Genomic DNA, 20,618 nt, shown 5'->3' on the forward strand with positions numbered 1-20,618 from the left:
GGGCGCGAATCGAAGGACTCCGAATGCGATGGTTCGCCCTGCCCGCACTGCTGATGTTTCTTGCCCCGGCCGCCGCACCTGCGGCCGACGCGCCGTTGAATCACGACGACGTGGCGTGGCTGCAGCGGGTCACCTTCGGCGCTGACGCTGCCACAGTCGCGCGCTTTCGCGAACTGGGCAAACGCCGGTTCCTCGACGAACAGCTTGATCCCAAAGGCGACGCCCTGCCGGCCAACGTGCGCGCGCAGATCATGAGCTTCGACGCCATTTCCCAGCCGCTGACCACGCAGATGGACAGCGTGCGCGACCAGTACAAGGCCATCAAGGACCTGCCTGATGGCGATGCGCAGCAGCAGGCAAAGAAGGCACTGCAAAAGCAGGGCAACGACTATGCCCAACAGGCTCAGCAAGCCCAGCTGTTGCAGGCCGTGTACGACGAGCGACAGCTGCGCGAGCAACTGGTGTGGTTCTGGCTGAACCACTTCAGCGTCTTCCAGCAAAAAGGCCGCGTGCGCTGGCTCGTTGCCGATTATGCGCAGAACACCATCCGGCCCCACGCGCTGGGCAAGTTTCGTGACCTGGTGATGGCCACGCTGAAAAGCCCCGCCATGCTGGAATACCTGGACAACGCCCAGAACGCTCGCGACAAGATCAACGAGAACTATGCCCGCGAGCTCATGGAACTGCACACGCTGGGCGTCAACAGCGGCTACACCCAGGAAGACGTGCAGCAACTCGCGCGCATCCTCACCGGTGTGGGCGTGAACTTCGACAACGAACCGCGCCGGCTGCGCCCGCAATGGCAGGCGCTGTATGTTCGCGAAGGTGTGTTCGAGTTCAACCCCGCGCGCCACGACTTCGGTGACAAGGTTTTCCTCGGCCAGACCATTCACGGCAGCGGCTTTGCCGAAGTGGAAAAAGCCGTGGACCTCATCGTCAGGAGTCCCGCCTGCGCCACCTTCGTATCCACCCACCTCGCCAGGTATTTCGTCTCGGACAATCCACCCCCTGCGCTCATCGAGCACATGGCGCGCACCTTCCGGCATACCGACGGCGACATCGCCGAAGTGATGCGCACCATGCTGACGTCGAAGGAATTTGAAGCCTCGCTGGGCAAGCGCTACAAAGACCCCACGCAATTCGTCGTATCGTCCATGCGCCTTGCTTACGAAGGCGTCGCCATTCCCAACGCCCGCCCGATGATCAACTGGCTGAACGCACTGGGTCAGGCACCGTTTGGCCGCATTACGCCCGATGGCTGGCCCCTCAGTGATACGGAGTGGTCAAGTTCCGGACAGATGTCCAAGCGCTTCGAGATTGCACGCTCCATCGGCAGCGGCGCCAATCACCTGTTTGACCTGGACGAGGACGGCAAACGCCACACGGGCGGCTTCCCGCAGCTGGCCAGCCGCACGTACTACGACACTATCGAGCCGTTCCTCAACGCGAAGACGCGCGATGCGCTGGGCCAGTCCAGTTCGCAGCAGGAATGGAACACGTTCCTGCTTTCCTCCCCCGACTTCAACTACCACTGAGGCGAGAACCCCATGGATCGTCGCCAATTTCTGCGCGCCACCGCGCTTACCCTTCCGGCCCTGACCATGGCCGGCCAGCTGTTCGCTGCACCCGCTTCCACACCACGCTTCCTGCTGGTGTTTCTGCGCGGTGGTTACGATGCGAACAATCTTCTGGTCCCCTATGGCAGCGACTTCTACTACGAGTCACGACCCAGCATCGCGCTGGCGCGGCCCGATGCCGGCAATCCATCCAGCGTTCGCGCGCTGGATGCCCACTGGGGCCTTACACCCGCGGTCGCTTCGTCGATGGGGCCGTTATGGGACAGGAAGCAACTCGCCTTCGTGCCGTTTGCTGGCACAGACGATCTGTCCCGCAGCCATTTCGAAACCCAGGACAACATTGAATCAGGCCACGCCGCCGACAGCCGGGGTGACTACAACTCCGGATTCATGGCACGCCTCTCCACGGTGCTGCGTGGCTCGTCCCCCATTGCCTTTACCGATGCACTGCCACTCAGTTTCCGTGGTGCGGGCGATGTTCCGAACATCTCGCTGAAAGGCGACGGCAAGGCCGTGTTCGACGACCGCCAGGCATCCATTCTCAGCAGCATGTATGAAGGCACGGCGCTGCATGCCGCCGCGACCGATGGCCTGCAACTTCGCCAGCAGGTGGCGAAGGATCTGCAAACCGAAATGGTCGCCGCCAGCCGTGGCGCCGTAAGTGCCAGGAACTTCGCTGCACAGACCCAGCGCATCGCCACACTCATGCGTGACCGCTTTCGTCTGGGCTTCGTGGATGTGGGCGGTTGGGACACCCACGTGAATCAGGGCGGCGCACAGGGCCAGCTGGCCAACAACCTGGATAACCTCGGCCAGGGCCTTGGCGCGTTCGCCGATGCGCTGGGTGACGAATGGAACAACACCGTCGTGGTCGTCGTTTCCGAGTTCGGCCGCACGTTCCGCGAAAACGGTAACAAAGGCACCGATCACGGTCACGGCACCACCTACTGGGTGCTGGGCGGCAAGGTATCCGGTGGCCGCATCGCCGGTCAGCAGGTGCCGATCAACGCCGGCACCCTGCTGCAAAATCGCGACTACCCGGTGCTGAACAACTATCGCGACGTCATTGGCGGCTTGCTGAAACGTGGCTGGGGCTTGTCTGGCGACGATCTGCAAAAAGTGTTTCCAGGCTCGTCGCCACGCGATCTGGGGCTGGTGTAACAGCCCCTTGAGGATCAGCTTTTCACAAGAAAGTGGCGGGCGATCTGACCATGCACCTGACCTAGGCCACGCACCATGTGCAGCGTGGCAAACAGCAGAATCACGCCTGCAAAGCCCAGTGCAATCGCACCGGGCCAGTTCACGTCGACGTGAACATTCCCGTGGAAGAAGATGTCCATGCTGTCCGCGGCGCGAGCGACCGGAGCAAGCGTGAAGGCGATCGACACCGCGATAAACGTGATGGTGAGCGTGAAATAGATGATGCCCAGTGGCAGCATCGCCAGCATGTACAGCAGCGATCCCCACGTGCGCGCATCGACGAACATGGCGCCGATGCGTGACCACAACGTGCCCTCACGTGCCGGATAAGGCGGCCGCCGCGGCATGCGCACGCCCAGCATCGACTCGACAATGCGCCCTTCCACCAGCGACAGCGCACGCACCGTGCCGATGAACAGGATGACGAAGGGGATGCCGATAATCAGCACGGCCAGACCCGCCGAGAGGCTGATGCCAACGACCGCCCAGGTGAAATAGAAGATGCCCGTCACCAGTGCCAGCAGCATGTAGAACAGACTGCCATACGTGCGCGAGTCCATCGCCACGCCGAAGAATGCACCCCACAGGGAGCGCCGTGCCGGCGGCTTCGGCGGTCGCAGCGCGCGCTGCACGGTGACCTCGCGGCCACGATAGATTTCGGCCACTTCCTCCGGATTGCCGTAGCTGTTCACCACGTGATCCAGCATATCGGCCTCGGAGCGATCCGGATTCTCGGCCAGTTCGGCGCGAAGATGTTCCTCGGCGTCGTAAAGCGCGTCCTGAATCAGGGCGGGGTCCTGACCACGCAGCGCGTCGCGCAACTGGTCCAGGTATTGGGCGATGGTGCGGGGCGTGCTCATGACATACCTCCTTGCAGAACGGTGTCCACGGATGCCCGCGTGGCGTGCCAGGCCGAAGTCCACTCGGCGAGCACGGCGCGACCATCTGGCGTAATCCGGTAATAACGACGGGGCGGTCCACTGATGGACGGCTCCATTTCGCTGGCAAGCAGGCCGCTGCCTTCAAGGTTGCGCAGCACGGGATAAAGCGCGCTTTGCTTGCCGGCCAGCACACTCTCCCCCGCCCCTTCCAGCTGTTTGGCGATCTGGTAGCCGTACATCGGCTCACGCGCCTTGGCGAGCACGGCCAGCAACACCAGAGAGACGGTGCCCGCCGAAAGCTCCTTCTGGAACTTTTTCAGGTGCACACCGAGATCATCCATAAAGCCTCCCCGAGCTCACTGGCTAGGTTGGAGATCAATCTAGTACGAAGTTCGCACTAGTGCGTGTGCTTGAAGTCACGGGAGGTGCGGGTACTCTGCGTGTCCGGCGCTCCGGGCGCCCGGATGGACCACAGGACGGGACAGGGGATTAGATGACCGACTCAATGCACTACGCCACGCCGGAAGACATCCGGGCCGATCTTGCTGGCGCCACCAAACCGACGGTACACGAGCTTCAGGATGGATACCCGTTCTCGCTTCTGTCCGACCGCCAGTTCGAGTGCCTGCTGCACAGCATTTTTTCTGAGCACGCCGCGCAGAAAAATCATCGCTACGGTGATTTCGACACTGCGGTGCTCATGCAGGGTGTCAGCGAACGGGGTCGCGACTGTGCCCTGCTGAAAGACGGCGTGCACGTGGGCGTGATCCAGTGCAAGCGCTACGAATCGCTCATCACGATGCCCGATGCCGTTCGCGAAATCATCAAGTTCTGCCTGCATGCCCTGGCTGATCCCCGGCTGATGCCAGACCCGGAGACATTCACATACATCTTCGCGGCATCCAAAGATTTCAACGAGCCCGCGAAATCGTTCTTCCTCTCCGTCAGCACATCGCTCGATGAAAGCAACATGCTGGCCGGATGGATCGGCGAAGTAGTCAGTCAGTACAAGGCATTCAAGAACATTGATCCGGCGCAGGTGCTTGGGGAGATCGACGCCTTGCTGCGCAAGATCACTATCCGCCTTATCGGCTTCAACGAACTGAACACGCTGATGATCGGTCACACCGACATTCAGGACCGTTATTTCTCGGTCAGGAAGGTGGTCGACAATGCGGAAGTTCAGAAGCTTGAAAACACGATCAACAACCTGACCATGACGCTGATGGGAAAGGATGTCCGCCGGGTACTGGATGTGCTGGGCGCCGTGCCGGAAGACCGCCGCATCGACATGGGGATACTTTCCATGTGGGGCTACCCGGAAGCCTTTATCCAGAAACTCGTGAAATCGAACGACTTCAAGGGCATCCTGTTTTCGCTGATGGACGGGAAAAACAAGCTCGACCTTCAGTTCACCGACTTTGTCGTGGAACGCGTTCACAGCGAAATACAGGCCCATATCACCGCCAGGCGCCAGTTCTCTCCGATCACGATTTCAGGTGCAGCGCCGTATCTCGTCGGGCGCCTGCTCATGCGATGGCACCGGATTCAACAAGGCGAAGTACTCGCCACCATTGCCTCGCCGCGTACCGAAACCGATGCGCTTTCCGTGCGAAAGCGAATACTCGACAGCGGCCGCGACTTCCTGAAAGATGACTGGAGCGGATATGTTGGTGAGGGCGAGCTCCTTGAACTGAAAAAGGATCTTGCCAGGCACGTCTACGGGCGATACGCCTCCACGGAACAGATGGCGCAGACATACGACAGCGAGTGGACCACCATGTCGCCCATCCTCGATGCGATCGAACGCCGCATCGAAAAGGACTTCCCCGCCTCAACCACCGTCGTCCTTGGCCAAACCACCTGGTTTGACGACGAGGTGCGTGTGCGGGAGATATTCGATGCCATGGCGAAACTCGCCAAGCCTCCACCGACCTGATACCAACCCGGCGGTCACCTCACGAACGACCGCCACCGACAACTTCCACGACCGAGCACGACCGCATGCCCACTCTTCGCCTGTCCACTCCCGCCGACGGTCCCCGTGTCATGGACATCTGGCGCAGCGCCGTGGACGCCACACATGATTTCCTGTCCAGCGACGACCGGCGCGAGATCGAGCGCGAGGTCGAACATTTCCTGCCCACGGCCCCTCTGTGGCTTGCCGTGGACGGCAATGATCGCGCCATCGGCTTCATGTTCCTTCACGAGGGACACATGGAAGCGCTGTTCATCGACGCCAGCCAGCGTGGAACGGGTACGGGACGCGCCCTGCTCAACCATGCCCTGGCCATGCACCCGGGCCTGACCACCGACGTCAACGAGCAGAATGCCCAGGCCGTCGGCTTCTACGAACGCATGGGATTTCAACGCACGGGACGCTCGGCATCCGATAGCCAGGGGCGACCTTATCCCCTGATCCACTTGCGCCACGGGGGCTGAGTCGAGCCGGCGGTCGCCTCACGAACGACAACCGCCGAACTACAAACAGCCAGGCACTGCTACCGAAACAAAGGGCAGTCTGTAAATACGCCAGTGCCATGGCCGAAGACATCCGGCGCCGCCAGCAGCGGCTTGGTAATCATCAACGGGCAAAACGGCTGCGGCCAGCTATCCGTCGGGGCGCCAACCAGTCCGCGCATATCGGCGGCGAAGTCGTTATCGCCGTACGACGCAAGCCGTGCCAGAAGACTGTTGATGGTGGGTCTATAGTCCTGCATTGCCATGCGCGCGCTGTTAGTGGTGCCCTCGCGCCACGCAGTGAACGCATTCTGCGCCTGCGCATTAAGATTCGGCGGGATGGGTGGTGGCGCGTCTGTCACGACGTTGTTCAACCGCTTCGCACCGCAGGTATCAATCACGGTTGCAGTACGCAGGCTGACGATCTGGTCTACCGCAGGCGAGTCACGTTTCTCATTCATGAGTTGCCAGGTCCAGTAGGTTTGCAACTGCCCCAGACAGAACGCCCATTTATCCGTATCGCACGGATTGCAAGACGGAGGAGGAAGCGCCACCGTGGTATGGGACACGTCTGTGAGGACGGGCCGTGCCGGCAGCGTCTTCGTAAAATTGCCGAGGGTGGTAGAAACAAGCACGGTCAGAGGCTGCTCGGGCTTGCGCAAAATGACTTGCCCTACGGGTGACGGCAACGCCGCCCCCGTCCAGTCCTTGAACGAACGGGCACCGGCCACATCCATGGAAACGACTTTGCCAAGGAAGTCGGTTCGCACAGGGACGAGCTGAAGGACGGCCGTGTCATAGTCACCTGACGTCGCAGCATCAAGCGAGGCGAACAGCAACTTTCCCTGGCCACCGACACAGGCAATGTAGGCTTGCCACGCATCGCTCGACACGAACTCCGTTCGGAACCTGTTCATCGTATCGGAGTCGAGACTCTGGGCATGCTGGCTGACATAGTCAGAGCGCTGCTGAGATGTCGATCCACTGTTTGAACCAGCGTTGCCATCCAGCTTGAATGAACCAAGAAAGCCGAACCCTCCCGACCATCCGGATGTATGGTTCTGAATCGACTCCTGGGATGCGTGCTGCAGGTCGAACAGCGCCTGCGCCATGGTCTGGCTGCTTTCGGAATAAATGATGGTCTTGAGAGCCGGGGAAAGCGGCGTGTCGCAGTTTTGCGACATGGCAACGCCCGGCGCTGCTATCCACAGCAGGATCAGCAATACGAAAACGATACGTGCACGCATACAGTCCCCCAACGAAAGTTGTGAAACGGGTGACGGGCCAGGTTTCCGAAGTGAGCTGCGGTACTTGCGTTGCGGTTAACAGCATCCCCCGACACATCCGGCACCGCCGTCCTGTGCAAGTCGTAGCGTGAAGGATCTTACGATTCCCTCCCGGAGGAATCTGCTGGTCAAAAGATATATACCCTCGTTCGCGCGTCCCTCCAGCAGGAGGGACGAGTCGGCCACAAACAATTATTTTTCAATACGTTGCACAGCACCCCAGGGCCGACAATGGCATGACGGGGAGCCGTGGGGAAGGCCCGGGAAGGGCGTCGTCGGGGCCGTCCCGGAAAAATCAGGCAAAATAGCCGACTGGCGCCGCCCTTCAGGCCGCATCTGGCCCGCCATTCCTTACGCTGAAACGGATCGAACCGAAGTGAACACGAATACTGCCCCCCTGCCCGCGCAGGACGACGGGGAACTCTCGCTTGTGGAGCGCCTGCGCGCTGCTACCGAGTTGCTTGAAGCTGTCGCCGCCGATCCGCAGATGCTGGAACAGGTTTCCGGGCAGGAGCGCGGTCGCCTGCATCAGGCCGTGGCCAGCGTGTACGACCCCGATCCGGTCGCCCGGCGTGTGAAGCTCAAGGCGGCAGAAAAGGCGCGCTATGCGGAAAAGATCCGCGCCGATGACGAGGTACTGGACAACACAGGCATTCGCGCGCTGCGCCGCAAGCCGGTATTCAGCACACCCAACGTGTTTGCGCCGGTGGGCTTCGATCCGCAGGACATCCATCCGGATGTGGACGCCAGCAAGCCGCGTGAATCCACGCTGCCGCAGCACTGCTATGTGTGCAAGACGCGCTATACCACGATCCACTTCTTCTACGACCAGCTGTGTCCCGAGTGCGCTGCGTTCAACTACATCAAGCGCACCGAGAACGCCGACCTTACCGGTCGTGTTGCATTGCTCACGGGTGGTCGCGTCAAGATCGGTTACCAGGCAGGCCTCAAGCTGCTGCGTGCAGGTGCCGAACTGATCGTGACCACGCGTTTCCCGCGTGATTCCGCTGCCCGCTATGCGCAGGAACCGGACTTCGCCCAGTGGAAGGATCGCCTGCAGATTTATGGCCTGGACCTGCGCCACACGCCCAGTGTGGAAGCGTTCTGTCAGGAACTGATCGCCACACGTCCGCGCCTGGATTTCATCATCAACAATGCCTGCCAGACCGTGCGCCGTCCGCCGGACTTCTACGCGCACATGATGGAAGGCGAAACTGCGGCACTTCACGACTTGCCGGCAGAAGTACGTGCCCTGGTCGGTGACTACGAAGGCATGCGCGGTGCCGACATTCTCGGCACGGGCGAGGCAGCTGGCACCGGCATGGCCGCCTCGGGTACCCCGCTTCCCGGCCTGACCCGCGCCGCCGAACTGTCACAGGTTCCACTGCTGCCTGAAGAACTTCTGGCTCAGCAGCACCTGTTTCCCGAAGGCCGCCTCGACCAGGACCTTCAGCAGGTAGACCTGCGTGAACGCAATTCGTGGCGACTGCTGATGGCTGAAGTGCCATCGGTGGAACTGCTGGAAGTGCAGCTGGTAAACGCGATTGCGCCGTTCCTCATCAACGCGCGCCTGAAGCCGCTGATGCTGCGCACGCCGGAGCGGGACAAGCACATCGTGAATGTGTCCGCGATGGAAGGCCAGTTCTACCGCAGCTTCAAGACCACCCGCCATCCGCACACCAACATGGCCAAGGCCGCGCTGAACATGATGACGCGCACCTCTGCCACGGACTACCAGAACGACGGCATCCACATGAACAGCGTGGATACCGGCTGGGTCACCGACGAAGATCCGGCCGCGCTGGCTGCGAAGAAGGTGCTGGAAGAACGCTTCCATCCGCCGCTGGATATCGTGGACGGCGCCGCGCGCATCGTGGACCCCATCATCCACGGCATCAACTCCGGCGAGCACGTGTGGGGCCAGTTCCTCAAGGACTATAAGCCGACCGACTGGTAATGACCTGCGGCACCGCCCGCGGTGCCGCGACTCTGCTACTTTCCCCTGGGTGAAAAACACCCAAGGGGAACCCATGCTGAAACGCACCTGCCTCGCCTTCGCCCTGACCACCGCCCTTCTGGCGGGCCCGGCTCTTGCCGACGAGGCCAAGAAAGCCAACGCAACGCCCACGGCCAGGGAGCTGCTGGCCAAGGCCAGCCCCGCCGAATGGCGCACGCCCGATCCGCAGAACCTCGTGTACATGGACCTGCCGCAGGGCCGCGTCATCATCGAGCTGGCGCAGGACTGGTCGCCGGAGCATGCGGCCAACATCCGCACGCTTATCCGCGAGCATTATTTCGACGGCACGGCCGTCATTCGCGTGCAGGACAACTTCGTCACCCAGTGGGGCGACCCCGATGGCGACGACAAGGCCAAGGCAAAGAGCATCGGCTCTGCCAAAGAGACCCTGCCACCGGAATTCGTGCGCAAGCTGGACAAGTCGATCCCGTTCACCCGCCTGCCCGATGGCGACGTGTACGCGCCCGAGGTCGGCTTCTCACAGGGCTTTCCCGCAGCCCGTGACACGGCACACGGCCAGGCCTGGCTGACCCATTGCTACGGTGCCGTGGGCGTGGCGCGCGACGTGGGCGCGGAAACCGGCAATGGCAGCTCGCTGTACGCCATCATCGGACAGGCGCCGCGCAATCTGGATCGCAATCTGGCCGTGGCCGGTCGCGTGATTCAGGGCATGCAGATCCTCTCTGCGTATCCGCGCGGTGGCGAGCCGATGGGCTTTTACGACAAGCCCGAACAGCGCGTCACCATCAAGACGGTGCGCCTGGCCGCCGATGTGCCCGAAGCCGAGCGCACCCCGATTCAGGTACTTCGCACCGACAGCAAGACCTTTGCGGCCGTGATCGACGCCAAGCGCAACCGCAAGGATTCCTTCTACACGTTGCCTGCCGGAAAAATCGACATCTGCAATATCTCGATTCCGGTTCGCGACCCGTCGAAGGCCGCGCCGTAACGCATGGATCAGTGATGCTTTCCCCACCAGGAAAGCATCCCCTGCATCACGCACACAAGGATAGTCACCGCTGTCGCGACAAAAGCGCGGCCGGGGCCCCACACGGCGTGTGTCACCACCAGGCCCTGGCCTTCATCCCAGGGCGTGTGGCCTTCCTCGGTCAGCAGCCGGTACGACAGCGCCGGGCAGATCAGGCCAAGGATCGGAAGGCTCAGGCCCATGCCCTGAGCCACCAGCCACAGGGTGCGCCGGAATGCCTGATTCGCCGAAGGAAGACCGCCGTCCACGCGGCGGACGCGGATACCAAATACCCAGCGCGCCGGGGTCGTGCCAAACACCGACAGGCACATGACCTCGATCGGAATCCACACAAGCGTGAGCAACAGTCCCGACACCAGCGGCACCTGTGCCAGGTGGACAACGCGGCTGGCCAGCGGGTGCGAGATCATGGCAATGACGAAAACCACCACGAAAAAAGTGGCCAGACCGCTCGTCGCAATGTCCACCACTTTTGCGATGTAGCGGCGCCACGGATGTGTTTTGGGCAATATGCGCGCGTTGTCAGCACCGAAGCGAGTCGCATTCGATGCATCCACCGTCGACTCGCCATCGACAGCTGGCAGCATGACTGACTGATTCAACACGGCGCTGTAGGGAGCCCAGTCCGGCATGCCCTGGCACCACACCAGCGTGCCGTCGTCCACGTCACCGTAGCGATACAACGCAAGAAGATTCGCCTCGGTCACCGGCCCCGCCTGCTGCCGGTCACGATTGACGTAGTACCAGACTGCCACCTCACCCGTCATTGCCATTGCCCCCTGTTGCGTTGGCGGGGCGGGCGCGAGCGAGCGGTGACACTGCCACCACCACGCGCAACAGACACAGCAGCCCCTTCAAGGCGCGGCACAGCGTGCCACACAGCTCACCGGCGCGAGCTTACCTCAGTAGTCGCGACACACGCATCACTGGCCCGGCGCGATCACGCCTTCGCGAATGGCACGCAGAGTGGACTTCATCTGCGCCTCGCCCGCAGGGCCGAGGCGGATCATGAATTTCTGTCCTGCCGACAACGACTGCAACGACGGATCGGCGAATTCGTAAGCGGCTTTGGGATGAACCAGCGCGACAGGACCGTGCGGCTCAGGCGCGGCAAGCAGATGATCTATCACTGCCACCAGGCGGTCGTTGAAATAGCCGTCCGCATAACCGAGGTCGCGATAAGACTGCTGGAACAGCGGATAGTACCGCTTGTACCAGCTCACGACGGCCTTGGGATTCATCCTCTTGGCCACGTACAGATACGTGGCATAGCGTTCGCCGTTGTGTTCGGATAGCACAGCCTGTCCGTTGTCGTCATGGGACGCGACGAAGCTGCCTGTGGGCGTGCGCAGCGGAAGCAAGTTCAAGCCCACGCTCTGCTTCGGCAGCGCATCCACCGTAGCGACGATGCGCGGCACGATGTGTTCGGGCACCAGCAAGGTCTTCAGCGCATCATCACCGGCCATGGCGAGCAGCGATGCCAGCACGGCACTATCGCTGCTTTCCAGTGGCGGCAGCGCCACTGTCGATGCCCCTGCGGGTGCTTCGTTGATGGGGTGTTGTATGCCCGTTGGGCTCTGGGCTGCGGTTGCGGTGGATGACGACGACGGTAACGTTACGGCCGTGGAAGACGGGCTGGCGGCCTTCTCCTTCTGCCAGATCAGCCACGCCGCACCCACGGCGGCCAGAATCACGACACCCCACAACAGAACCACGGCACCCGACGATTGCTTGCTCATTTGCATTGCCCATATCAAAACCCAACCCCGAATCAGACTGATCCCGGGGCCGATGGTTCAATGGCCAGATGTGTGCAAGCTCGGCCGGTCAGGGTTCGATCGTGTAATCGCGGAAGCGAGCACCGCGCATGATGCCCATGTCGTAGCCGTACATCAGGCGGACAGGAAGATTTTCATCAAGGCCGCATCCCTCCTGCTTCGCCTTGTCGCGCACCAGACGCTTTGCCAGTGCCTCCTGCTCGATGCCAGGGCCACGCAGTACGAATTTCGCTGACACGCAGATCTTCTCCACCCCGCCCTTGGCTGGCGCGGGCGTCGGCGTGGGTTTAGCTTCGCCCGATGGCTTGTCGGCTTTTTTGGGCTTGGTCTCCATCCATCCCGCGAGGACCACTGGCGTGCCTTCCGGCGCCGCGCCATCGGCCAGCTGAGATTGGGACAAACCGGCGAACCGAACCGCTACCGGAAAGCCAGACAGCACAACCGCTGCGCAAATGACGACGATGCCGGCAACGTAGTAAAGGTGCGGACGCCATGTAGACACGCCGGGCATCGGGTAGTGCCAGGTGTCTTCCCGGACCACAAACGCGCCAGTGACAAGATCGTGCAATCCCTGTCGCGTGCGGCGGTTGATCACCAGAAGATACAGCGACCCAACGGCCAGACCACCCATCACGCCATCGAACACGCGCTGCCAGAGTGGCGCATCCTTCAGGATCATCGCCGTGCCGCAAAGCACGAAGGGAGTCATCAGTACGAAGGCACGCAGAAGCGACTTGCCAAGGGGAAGCTCGTCACCCCTGGCATCCACGACGCGAAGCTCCAGCGCCCTCTGTCCCAGCGTGCAGGCGCCCCATCGCTTGCTGGTCGTCAAGCCGATGTAGAGCGTGGCAATCACCAGGCCGATAAGTCTCGCCCAGATGCCCAGGCCCGCCAATTGATCGAAGAAAACCGCACCGATGATGAGGCCCAGCACATTCAGCACCACAGCATCGATCACGAACGAGAAGAAGCGGCGAAAAATGCCAGCCATGCGCACAGACGTTGCCGCCGGCTTCGCAGCAGCCTTGCGACGTCGCCACGGAACAAGGGACGGACTCATGCGCCCACCGGCGAACAGATTTCGAGCAGACAGCCGTTGAGGTCGCGCACGTACGATACCTTCTGGCCCCAGGGCTTCACTTCCACCGGATGCACGGGAACAGCGCCCGCAGCAATCGCACGCTCATAGGCCGACTCCGGCTCGTCCGTCACCAGGCACAGCTCGATACCCGCCGCCATCTTTTCAGGAAGATTCGGCCGAACCGGAATGCCAACGCCTGCGGACATGCCGTGCGCTGCGAAAGCCAGCGCCGTGCTGCCCGTTTCCATCTCGGCGTACTGCCCGCTCTCATGCACGAAGCGGCGTTCGAGGCCAAAAGCGCGCTCATAGAAATCAACCGTCGCCTCGACGTCCGCGACATAAACCAGCGTATAACCCAGACGCATGCGTTCAAGCTCCGTGCAATAAGTAGATTCAGTGGCCGACCGGATAAGCCGCTTTCAACGCGGATTCTTCAGATGCCCGATAGATCGTGTCGTGGTGCTCGGCGGGACGCGGCTCATAGACCAGCCTCAGGCCCGGCAACTTCGCCTGCTTCAGCGCCCTGGCGAACGTCGCGACGTGAGGTGCGATGGTGTCCTCATCCGCTGACGTCAGATAAACAAGGCGCACGGCGGCCTGCTTCGTTTTCAACTTGTCCAGTGGCCCCGCAGCCAGCGCTGCGTTGTTCCACCAGAGGCTGGGACTGATCGCGATGTACACGTCAAACAGCGACGGTTGTCGGACCAGCGTCTCGACAACGAAAAGGCCCGCCAGCGATTCACCGATCAGGCCCCGCTGTTTCGTCGTGCGATAGTGGCTTTCGACGTGCGGAATCAGCTGCCCGGCAATGAACGCGCGGAAATTTGCGGATCCACCGACACGTGGCGCAATGGCTTTGTCAGATGCCACCGTGGTCGGACCTGTCATGTCCCTGCGGCGCTCGGTGTTCTCTATGCCCACGATCAGCACGGGTGCCATCTCGCCGGCACGAATGAGCTTGTCTGCCATTTCGGCAACGTGCGGGAAATCTTCCTGAAGGCCGCCGTCGGGCATGTACAGCACCGGGTACGACAGGCCGGACGTCGCGTAACCGGGCGGGGTGTAAACCACCATATGACGATCTTCCGCCGGTACGGTGGAGTGCACGGTGAAGGTGTCCACGCCCGGCACCGGTACGTCTGCCAGCGCCTGCGCACACGGCCCTGCGGCCAGCACGGCCAGTGCCATCCTGACCATGACCTGTTTCACACCCATGCGCATCAACGTTCCTTCGGCAAAGACCACCCGTCCACCCAGCCGGAGCCCGGACCATGCGGCGAAATAAGCAGACTGCGGCCATCGTCGGAGACGCGCAAGTGACGTGAGTCATCCACGTGCATCCATGCGGGACGGGCAGCCAGGCGCTGATCGAGCGACTGTCCCGGGGCCGGGTGCTGCGCGAGCCACAGGATCGTCGCGCCCATCCGCAGCGACGCTACGATGTCTTCGTCCCGATTGAGGGTCGATTCATGCATCGGCGCACCGATCTGCATGAGGACGATGCCGAATGAGTTGGAAACAGCGTCGAATGCGTCCGGATGCACAAACCACTCACCCGGGGTAATCGGCTGGTCCATGAGCAAGCGGGACAACCCTGCCTCCGAGCAGGCAGCGGCATAGCGTGGGGCGGCCAGCCGACGACTGTGCTCCAGCGACATTTTCCACCGATCCGTCCACGGCAGGTCCGCTTTCCAGAGATCGGGTGAGAGTGTCTTGTTGAAGTCAAACTGCATCAGCGCGCAGCGATCCACGTCGCTGACGGTCAGCGGGGAGAATGCCCTGGTGCAACTGGCAGGCAATGGCTGACCCTCCGGGGCCTCGCTCAGCATGTCCGCGAACAGATGTGTCGCCTGGGACATGGTCATCCCGCCGAGGATATTGACCACAGAAGCATTCGTGCCTTTACGCAGACGCCTGCGGGTTTCGATCTGCGTACAGACACTGTCAAAGGCCCGGTCGAATTTGCCGTCCACAAAATCAAGCGCGGCGGATGTCGACCACAAACCACGGGAGTCCGAACTGGAAACGAGAAAATCTGCGGTGGGCCCCTCGGTCAGGTCAGACCACACGTAGTCGTAGCCGGCAAGCGCCCGCTCGTGCTCCAGTCTTACATGATGCCTGGCCAGAGAGGCACGCACGGTGTCCTGATTCTGGCGCACCTTCGCAAGACAGTGCTGGTCGCGAGCGAGGCAGAGTCCATCGCTTTCCACCGGCCGGGGCAAGGATGGATACGGCACCGCGGGCTTGTACCAATGCTCCGGCGTAGCGGTCAGCATGTCGAACGTCAGCCAGTGCAGCGCGCGTGGCCGCTCAGCGGCGTATACCTGGTCAATCTTGTCGGCAGGCACATCCACGTTGGAGAAAAACAACGCGCTGAACGCGTTGCGCCCCTGCGTCGGCTGCGACGGACGCGCCAGCAACGAAAGCGCCTCGATCTGCTCCGCCGTGGGAGGACGCAACCGTCCCCACGCGAACATGCCACCCAGTACAAACAGGCACAACGCAAGCAAGCCACCCACCACCGCCGCAAAACGCTTCATCCGATGTCTCCCCCTGTCCCTGCGCCCTTCGGGAGGCGCTCCCTCCGGCGTTATCCACAACCGGTGTGGACAGCCGCTGCATAAGCATGTGGATAACCCGCAATCTCCCTTCCCCGGCGGGCACTTGCATTGTGCTGCTTAAAAAACAGCCATTCCCGACTCGTGTCAGTCCGCTGCTGAAACAAACGAAATGATCAACGCCACTACATCACCATCTTCCACGATCTTCCGGTGGCCCAGCCCCGTCGTACGCACCAGCCGCGCGCCCGGCCACAGCGATTCATAAAGTTCGCCCTCCGCCAGCGGCACGTCGCGATCCTTTGCGTCGTGAACAATCATCACCTTCTGATGGCGACGCGGGGCGTGCAACGACACATGGAGGTCTTCGATAGCCACCTGCGTGCGCTCGGCCAGCAGCCTGTGCAATTCCGGTCGAAGCCGGTCTGCCAGACGGACGAAACGGGCGAAGCGGCGCGTTGCCGCTTCCGGGTCGGCCGCAGGCGCGATCAGTACCACGCGCTCCGCACTCCACCCATCACCCAACGCCAGCGTCACCGCCGCACCACCCAGCGAATGGGCGATCACCGCGTGCGCATTCCCGTAGTGGCGCCCCACCGCCGCTGCCGTGCGGGCGAAGTCGGGCAGCGTGCACAGCGTGCCGGCGCTGCAACCATGCCCGGGCTGGTCAAACGCCACCGCCGCGAAACCCAGTGCCTGCAAACGTGCGGCCCAGGCCTCGAAACGCAGCCCGAAACTCGACCATCCGTGCACCAGCAGCACATAGGGCTGACGGGCCGGATCACCCCATACGTAACTGGCAATCGCCTCGCCATTCACATCCAGGGTTTCCCGACGCGCGCGGGTCACCGGCAGCGCGGCGGCTGCGCGCGTCCGGCTGCTGGGCAGCGGCGTCTGGAACAGCGTTGCCGCGTGAGCCACGGTGCGCGCGGGTCGCAAGCGGCTGCCCAGCCGATAGGCGGCACGCAGGCCCAGCAGCGTGGCGATGTCGCGCAGGCGAAAACGCGGCGCAGGTCGGGTGGATGTGTTGGCGGAAGTCATGTCCGCCTATTGTGGCGCGCATGGCCCACGGGACCAACCGGCCGGTCCCGTCACAAACATGAACGGTCCACGCAGGCCATCGTCAACGGCGGCGCCTGCCCGCCGTTTTCGACACTGACTCCGCGACCGCGGAGGTGACGAGGAGATTCATCCCATGACCACTCTCACTGCCAGAATTGCCCTCATGGCCGCACTTGGCCTTGGTGTTGGCGCCGTGGCCTATACGCCACCTGCCGCCGCCCAGGGCTATGTGTCGGTGACCGTCGGCACCCGCCCGCCACCGCCGCGTTTTGAGCGTGTCCCACCGCCGCGCTATGGCTACATATGGGCTCCGGGCTACTGGAACTGGGTCGGCAGCCGCTACGTCTGGGTGGGCGGACGCTGGTACGGAGCACGTCCCGGCTACATTTACCGCCCGCCGGTCTACCGTCCATACGGTCACGCATGGCGCTACGAGCGCGAGCGCTGGGACCGCGATCCGCACTGGCACGGTCGCCGTTAATTCACCCCGTTGCTGCGGCGCACCTACAAAGCGCGCCCGCAAGGTCTAAACTACGCAGCTGAACACCTCGCCCCGGCCCCTGCCGGGGCGAATTTTTTTGTCGTTCCACCGCGCTGGCCGTCCCCACGCCCGGCATTCACCTGCAAGCGGCCGATTAAAGGTCGCTGAATGTTTACTGGAGTCTGCGTTCGATGATTTTCGAAACCATCGCCCAAACCGGTCACGAAGAAGTCGTCTTCTGCCATAACAAAGACGCTGGCCTGAAGGCCATCATCGCGATCCACAATACGGTGCTCGGTCCTTCGCTGGGCGGCCTGCGCATGTGGCCGTACAAGACCGAGCAGGATGCGGTCAACGACGTGCTGCGCCTCTCGCGCGGCATGACCTACAAGAACGCCGTGGCCGGTCTGAACCTGGGTGGCGGCAAGGCCGTCATCATCGGCGATCCCTCCAAGGACAAGTCCGAAGCGCTGTTCCGCGCCTTCGGCCGTTTCGTCAACTCGCTCAACGGCCGCTACATCACGGCAGAAGACGTGGGCATCGACGTCAACGACATGGAATATGTGTTCCGTGAAACCGAATACGTAACCGGTGTGCACCAGGTGCACGGCGGTTCGGGCGACCCGTCGCCGTTCACCGCATTCGGCTCGCTGCAGGGCCTGATGGCTGCGCTGCAGTTCAAGCACGGCAACGAAGATGTGGGCAAGTACAGCTACGCCGTGCAGGGCTGCGGCCACGTCGGCAGCGAATTCATCAAGCTGCTGCGCGAGCAGGGCGCAAAGGTGTTCGTCACCGACATCAACAAGGATGCCGTGCAGCGCTGCGTCGACGAACTGGGCTGCGAAGCCGTGGGCCTGGACGAAATCTACGACGTCGACGCTGACGTCTACAGCCCGTGCGCCCTGGGTGGCACGCTCAACGAGCAGACCATCGACCGCATCAAGGCGAAGATCATCTGCGGCGCCGCAAACAACCAGCTGGCCACCGACGCCATCGGCGACGAACTGGCCCGCCGTGGCGTTGTCTACGCTCCGGATTACGCCGTCAACGCCGGTGGCGTGATGAACGTGTCGCTGGAAATCGACGGCTACAACCGCGAGCGCGCCATGCGCATGATGCGCACGATCTACTACAACGTCGGTCGCATCTTCGAAATCTCCGCCCGCGACAACATCCCGACCTACAAGGCCGCGGATCGCATGGCAGAAGAGCGCATCAGCGCCATCGGCAAGATCCGCCTGCCCCACATGGGCAACGGCGCTCCCCGCTTCCAGGGCCGCATGCGCGGTCAGTAATGGGTGGGGTCCGCTGGAGCGAACCGCCCTCCAGAAGTTGGGCAGTTCGAGCCAGAAGCCAAAGGCCCGAGTCCGGCACTACGCCGGGCTCGGGCTTTTCAGTCTGAGCTTGAAGTCGAGACCGAAGCAAAGGTGGCCGGGACGCCGATCTGGTGCTGGGGTAGCACCCACTGAAGGACGTCCTCGCGCGAAAGTTCTGAACCAGACCCGGCGATTGGAGCTGAGTCTGGCGATGCAAAACTAGTGCATTCCGCCGTGCGTCATTACCGGACCCTGCAATTGCACCTGGTCCTGTGCGGCCTGCAGGCTCTGCGCCTGTTGTTGCTGTTGCGCCTGCTGGAAATGCTGCATGGCTTCTGGCCATTTAGCTGCGCCTCCTGTTCGCTCAGAGACCATCCGTGGTTTGCAATGCGCGGAAGCATTCATTCCCATTGGGCGCTACCACCAGGTCGCTGCCAATCACCGTGAGTACGACATCGTTCTTCACAAAGTCCACGGAGTCCACATTGCCAATTTCGGAGCGACGAAACCGCTCAACGAACCCATGGGCCACGAGCTGTTGACGCAAGGCGTCCAGGCTCAGCACGCAGATGGGCGTGGGGTCCGCCCTCCGGTCCTGATTGAAAAGCCAGAACTCGAAGCCACGCTTCATGATTTTGTTGGACGGCGTCACCTTCAGTCCGTACTTCCAGCCGCCCCCGAGGTCTGGACTCATGTAAATCGAATCCTCCTCGCGCGGGGTGAGCGGCACGCCAAAGCATTGCCCAACGTGCTCTGCAGTGAACTCTTCGCTTGCCGTGAGATGGGTCAAAAAGTCGACCAGGGCTTGGGTCACGCGAACGGCATCTGCCGAACGGTGTGGCGCGGCAGCGGTCATACAAGCTCCTTGCGGGGATGGGCTGAACGACAATGTGGGGGTGGGCGCCGAGACGGGGCGCGCAGCATCGGCGCTCCGGGCGGGCGGTGCACCTGGGGGTGAGGCGGCGGACGCCAGGGCAACTGGACCGAACAGGCCGGCGACCAGCAGCACGGCGCGACAGGCGTAACGCAGGTAATTCATGCGCTCGGCATCCTCGACTCCTTGAGATGGGCGCGGGGGCGACCCTCGGCTGAGGGCATCATAGCGGCCCCGCTGGGCCACTGCATGGCGACGGGAACACGGTTTCGGCAACCTTCCGCCACCAGTCATCCATCATCGGACGCGCAGCCCAGAACAGCATCGGGCGCTCACCGGCAACGCGAAAGCCCGCACTTCCCCGGGTCGTCATCCAACACGACTGCTATACCTCAACGCAGGTGTCACCCTAAATCAGGACGGGTCAGGCCAACGCCACGCTGCGCTTGCCCCCGAATCGCTCCCGGCCCTTCCCTCTCGTTAATCGGTCGCCACCCGCGAAGGGGTCAGGGCCTACAAACCTCCACGGGCGGGGACTACCGCCACCTGATCCAACGAGCCCCACCTACACATCCTCGGCCGGATACATCTGTTACAATTCAACGGTTAGCGAGGATTTACTCAGGCTTGTCCCGGCTGCCACGTCCTCGAAATAGGGGGCCCGTTTCACGGGCATCAATAGAACTTCACACTTTCGAGGGGCGACACGTCCCCTGGACCACGTCGTGCCCGCCTGGCGCCATGGGCGACGTAAACAGGGAACGCGAGCGAAGAAAGGGACATCAAGCATGACCACCGACACGGCTGAAGCCTTAAGCAACGACGACATCCTGGCCCGCCTGAAGGAAGTGCTCAACGGCACGTTCGAGATCGACCCGGCACGGGTCACCCTCGATGCGCACCTGTTCACCGACCTTGAGCTGGACAGCATCGACGCCATCGACCTCGCCATCCAGGTGCAGGACATGACCGGCGCACGCATCAAGCCCGAAGATTTCAAGAGCGTCCGTACCGTCGGCGACGTTGTCGCCACCGTGCGCACCCTGATCGAACGCTGAG

At 62.4% G+C, this 20,618-nt stretch carries 20 protein-coding genes; 9 read left to right on the forward strand and 11 right to left on the reverse strand.

Features of this window, described 5'->3' with window-relative positions; all coding sequences use genetic code 11:
* Window positions 1-23: 23 nt before the first annotated feature.
* Window positions 24-1,535 carry a DUF1800 domain-containing protein gene (locus tag FHW69_RS09100; protein ID WP_183422725.1) on the forward strand — a complete coding sequence of 504 codons (1,512 nt, stop codon included), beginning with the start codon at window positions 24-26 and terminating at the stop codon, window positions 1,533-1,535.
* Between the two features lie 12 nt (window positions 1,536-1,547).
* Window positions 1,548-2,738, forward strand: coding sequence for a DUF1501 domain-containing protein (locus FHW69_RS09105; RefSeq protein ID WP_183422726.1), 1,191 nt, complete (start codon window positions 1,548-1,550; stop codon window positions 2,736-2,738).
* 14 nt (window positions 2,739-2,752) lie between these two features.
* Here FHW69_RS09105 and FHW69_RS09110 read toward each other — a convergent pair whose 3' ends face one another.
* Both FHW69_RS09110 and FHW69_RS09115 read right to left on the reverse strand, forming a co-directional pair.
* Window positions 2,753-3,637, reverse strand: coding sequence for a sensor domain-containing protein (locus FHW69_RS09110; protein WP_183422728.1), 885 nt, complete (start codon window positions 3,635-3,637; stop codon window positions 2,753-2,755).
* Window positions 3,634-3,999, reverse strand: a complete 366-nt coding sequence (locus tag FHW69_RS09115) for a PadR family transcriptional regulator (protein WP_183422729.1) — start codon at window positions 3,997-3,999, stop codon at window positions 3,634-3,636. The genes FHW69_RS09110 and FHW69_RS09115 overlap by 4 nt, the downstream gene beginning before the upstream one ends.
* A 152-nt stretch (window positions 4,000-4,151) precedes the next feature.
* Between FHW69_RS09115 and FHW69_RS09120 the strand changes: the two genes are divergently transcribed.
* Window positions 4,152-5,597: a hypothetical protein gene (locus tag FHW69_RS09120; RefSeq protein WP_183422731.1), complete on the forward strand. Its 1,446-nt coding sequence runs from the start codon at window positions 4,152-4,154 to the stop codon at window positions 5,595-5,597.
* Between the two features lie 65 nt (window positions 5,598-5,662).
* A complete protein-coding gene (locus FHW69_RS09125; RefSeq protein WP_183422733.1) occupies window positions 5,663-6,100 on the forward strand; it encodes an acetyltransferase in 438 nt (145 codons plus the stop codon).
* A 59-nt stretch (window positions 6,101-6,159) separates the two neighbouring features.
* On the opposite strand, the gene FHW69_RS09130 is transcribed toward FHW69_RS09125, so the two are convergent.
* On the reverse strand, window positions 6,160-7,365 hold the full coding sequence (locus FHW69_RS09130; RefSeq protein ID WP_183422734.1) for a hypothetical protein: 1,206 nt from the start codon (window positions 7,363-7,365) through the stop codon (window positions 6,160-6,162).
* 415 nt (window positions 7,366-7,780) lie between these two features.
* Between FHW69_RS09130 and FHW69_RS09135 the strand changes: the two genes are divergently transcribed.
* The gene (locus FHW69_RS09135; protein ID WP_183422736.1) at window positions 7,781-9,361 is read left to right on the forward strand and encodes an SDR family oxidoreductase; all 1,581 of its coding nucleotides are present in this window, start codon (window positions 7,781-7,783) and stop codon (window positions 9,359-9,361) included.
* A 73-nt stretch (window positions 9,362-9,434) separates the two neighbouring features.
* Entirely contained in the window at window positions 9,435-10,370 is a 936-nt protein-coding gene (locus FHW69_RS09140; protein ID WP_183422737.1) for a peptidylprolyl isomerase, read from the forward strand.
* An 8-nt stretch (window positions 10,371-10,378) separates the two neighbouring features.
* Here FHW69_RS09140 and FHW69_RS09145 read toward each other — a convergent pair whose 3' ends face one another.
* The 7 genes from FHW69_RS09145 to FHW69_RS09175 all read right to left on the reverse strand — a co-directional run bounded on the left by FHW69_RS09145 (window position 10,379) and on the right by FHW69_RS09175 (window position 16,867).
* Entirely contained in the window at window positions 10,379-11,182 is an 804-nt protein-coding gene (locus FHW69_RS09145) for an RDD family protein (protein WP_183422738.1), read from the reverse strand.
* Between the two features lie 150 nt (window positions 11,183-11,332).
* The gene (locus FHW69_RS09150) at window positions 11,333-12,148 is read right to left on the reverse strand and encodes a DUF3014 domain-containing protein (protein WP_183422739.1); all 816 of its coding nucleotides are present in this window, start codon (window positions 12,146-12,148) and stop codon (window positions 11,333-11,335) included.
* An 88-nt stretch (window positions 12,149-12,236) separates the two neighbouring features.
* The gene (locus FHW69_RS09155; protein WP_183422740.1) at window positions 12,237-13,247 is read right to left on the reverse strand and encodes an RDD family protein; all 1,011 of its coding nucleotides are present in this window, start codon (window positions 13,245-13,247) and stop codon (window positions 12,237-12,239) included.
* Window positions 13,244-13,633 carry a VOC family protein gene (locus tag FHW69_RS09160; RefSeq protein WP_183422741.1) on the reverse strand — a complete coding sequence of 130 codons (390 nt, stop codon included), beginning with the start codon at window positions 13,631-13,633 and terminating at the stop codon, window positions 13,244-13,246. Before FHW69_RS09160 ends, FHW69_RS09155 begins: the two co-directional genes overlap by 4 nt.
* Window positions 13,634-13,661: 28 nt before the next feature.
* Complete coding sequence (locus FHW69_RS09165) at window positions 13,662-14,483, reverse strand: alpha/beta hydrolase-fold protein (protein ID WP_255494717.1); 822 nt, start codon at window positions 14,481-14,483, stop codon at window positions 13,662-13,664.
* Window positions 14,484-14,488: 5 nt separating this feature from the next.
* Window positions 14,489-15,808, reverse strand: coding sequence for a hypothetical protein (locus FHW69_RS09170; RefSeq protein WP_183422742.1), 1,320 nt, complete (start codon window positions 15,806-15,808; stop codon window positions 14,489-14,491).
* 165 nt (window positions 15,809-15,973) lie between these two features.
* Window positions 15,974-16,867 carry an alpha/beta fold hydrolase gene (locus FHW69_RS09175; protein ID WP_183422743.1) on the reverse strand — a complete coding sequence of 298 codons (894 nt, stop codon included), beginning with the start codon at window positions 16,865-16,867 and terminating at the stop codon, window positions 15,974-15,976.
* A 154-nt stretch (window positions 16,868-17,021) separates the two neighbouring features.
* Between FHW69_RS09175 and FHW69_RS09180 the strand changes: the two genes are divergently transcribed.
* On the forward strand, window positions 17,022-17,369 hold the full coding sequence (locus FHW69_RS09180; RefSeq protein ID WP_183422744.1) for a YXWGXW repeat-containing protein: 348 nt from the start codon (window positions 17,022-17,024) through the stop codon (window positions 17,367-17,369).
* Window positions 17,370-17,560: 191 nt separating this feature from the next.
* A complete protein-coding gene (locus FHW69_RS09185) occupies window positions 17,561-18,664 on the forward strand; it encodes a Glu/Leu/Phe/Val dehydrogenase (RefSeq protein ID WP_183422745.1) in 1,104 nt (367 codons plus the stop codon).
* 385 nt (window positions 18,665-19,049) lie between these two features.
* Here the strand turns inward: FHW69_RS09185 and FHW69_RS09190 are convergent, their stop codons facing one another.
* The gene (locus FHW69_RS09190) at window positions 19,050-19,724 is read right to left on the reverse strand and encodes a hypothetical protein (RefSeq protein WP_183422746.1); all 675 of its coding nucleotides are present in this window, start codon (window positions 19,722-19,724) and stop codon (window positions 19,050-19,052) included.
* A gap of 623 nt (window positions 19,725-20,347) precedes the next feature.
* Between FHW69_RS09190 and FHW69_RS09195 the strand changes: the two genes are divergently transcribed.
* The gene (locus FHW69_RS09195) at window positions 20,348-20,617 is read left to right on the forward strand and encodes an acyl carrier protein (RefSeq protein ID WP_183422747.1); all 270 of its coding nucleotides are present in this window, start codon (window positions 20,348-20,350) and stop codon (window positions 20,615-20,617) included.
* Window position 20,618: the final 1 nt, after the last annotated feature.

Source organism: Luteibacter sp. Sphag1AF (genome assembly GCF_014192715.1).
Classification (GTDB): Bacteria; Pseudomonadota; Gammaproteobacteria; order Xanthomonadales; family Rhodanobacteraceae; genus Luteibacter.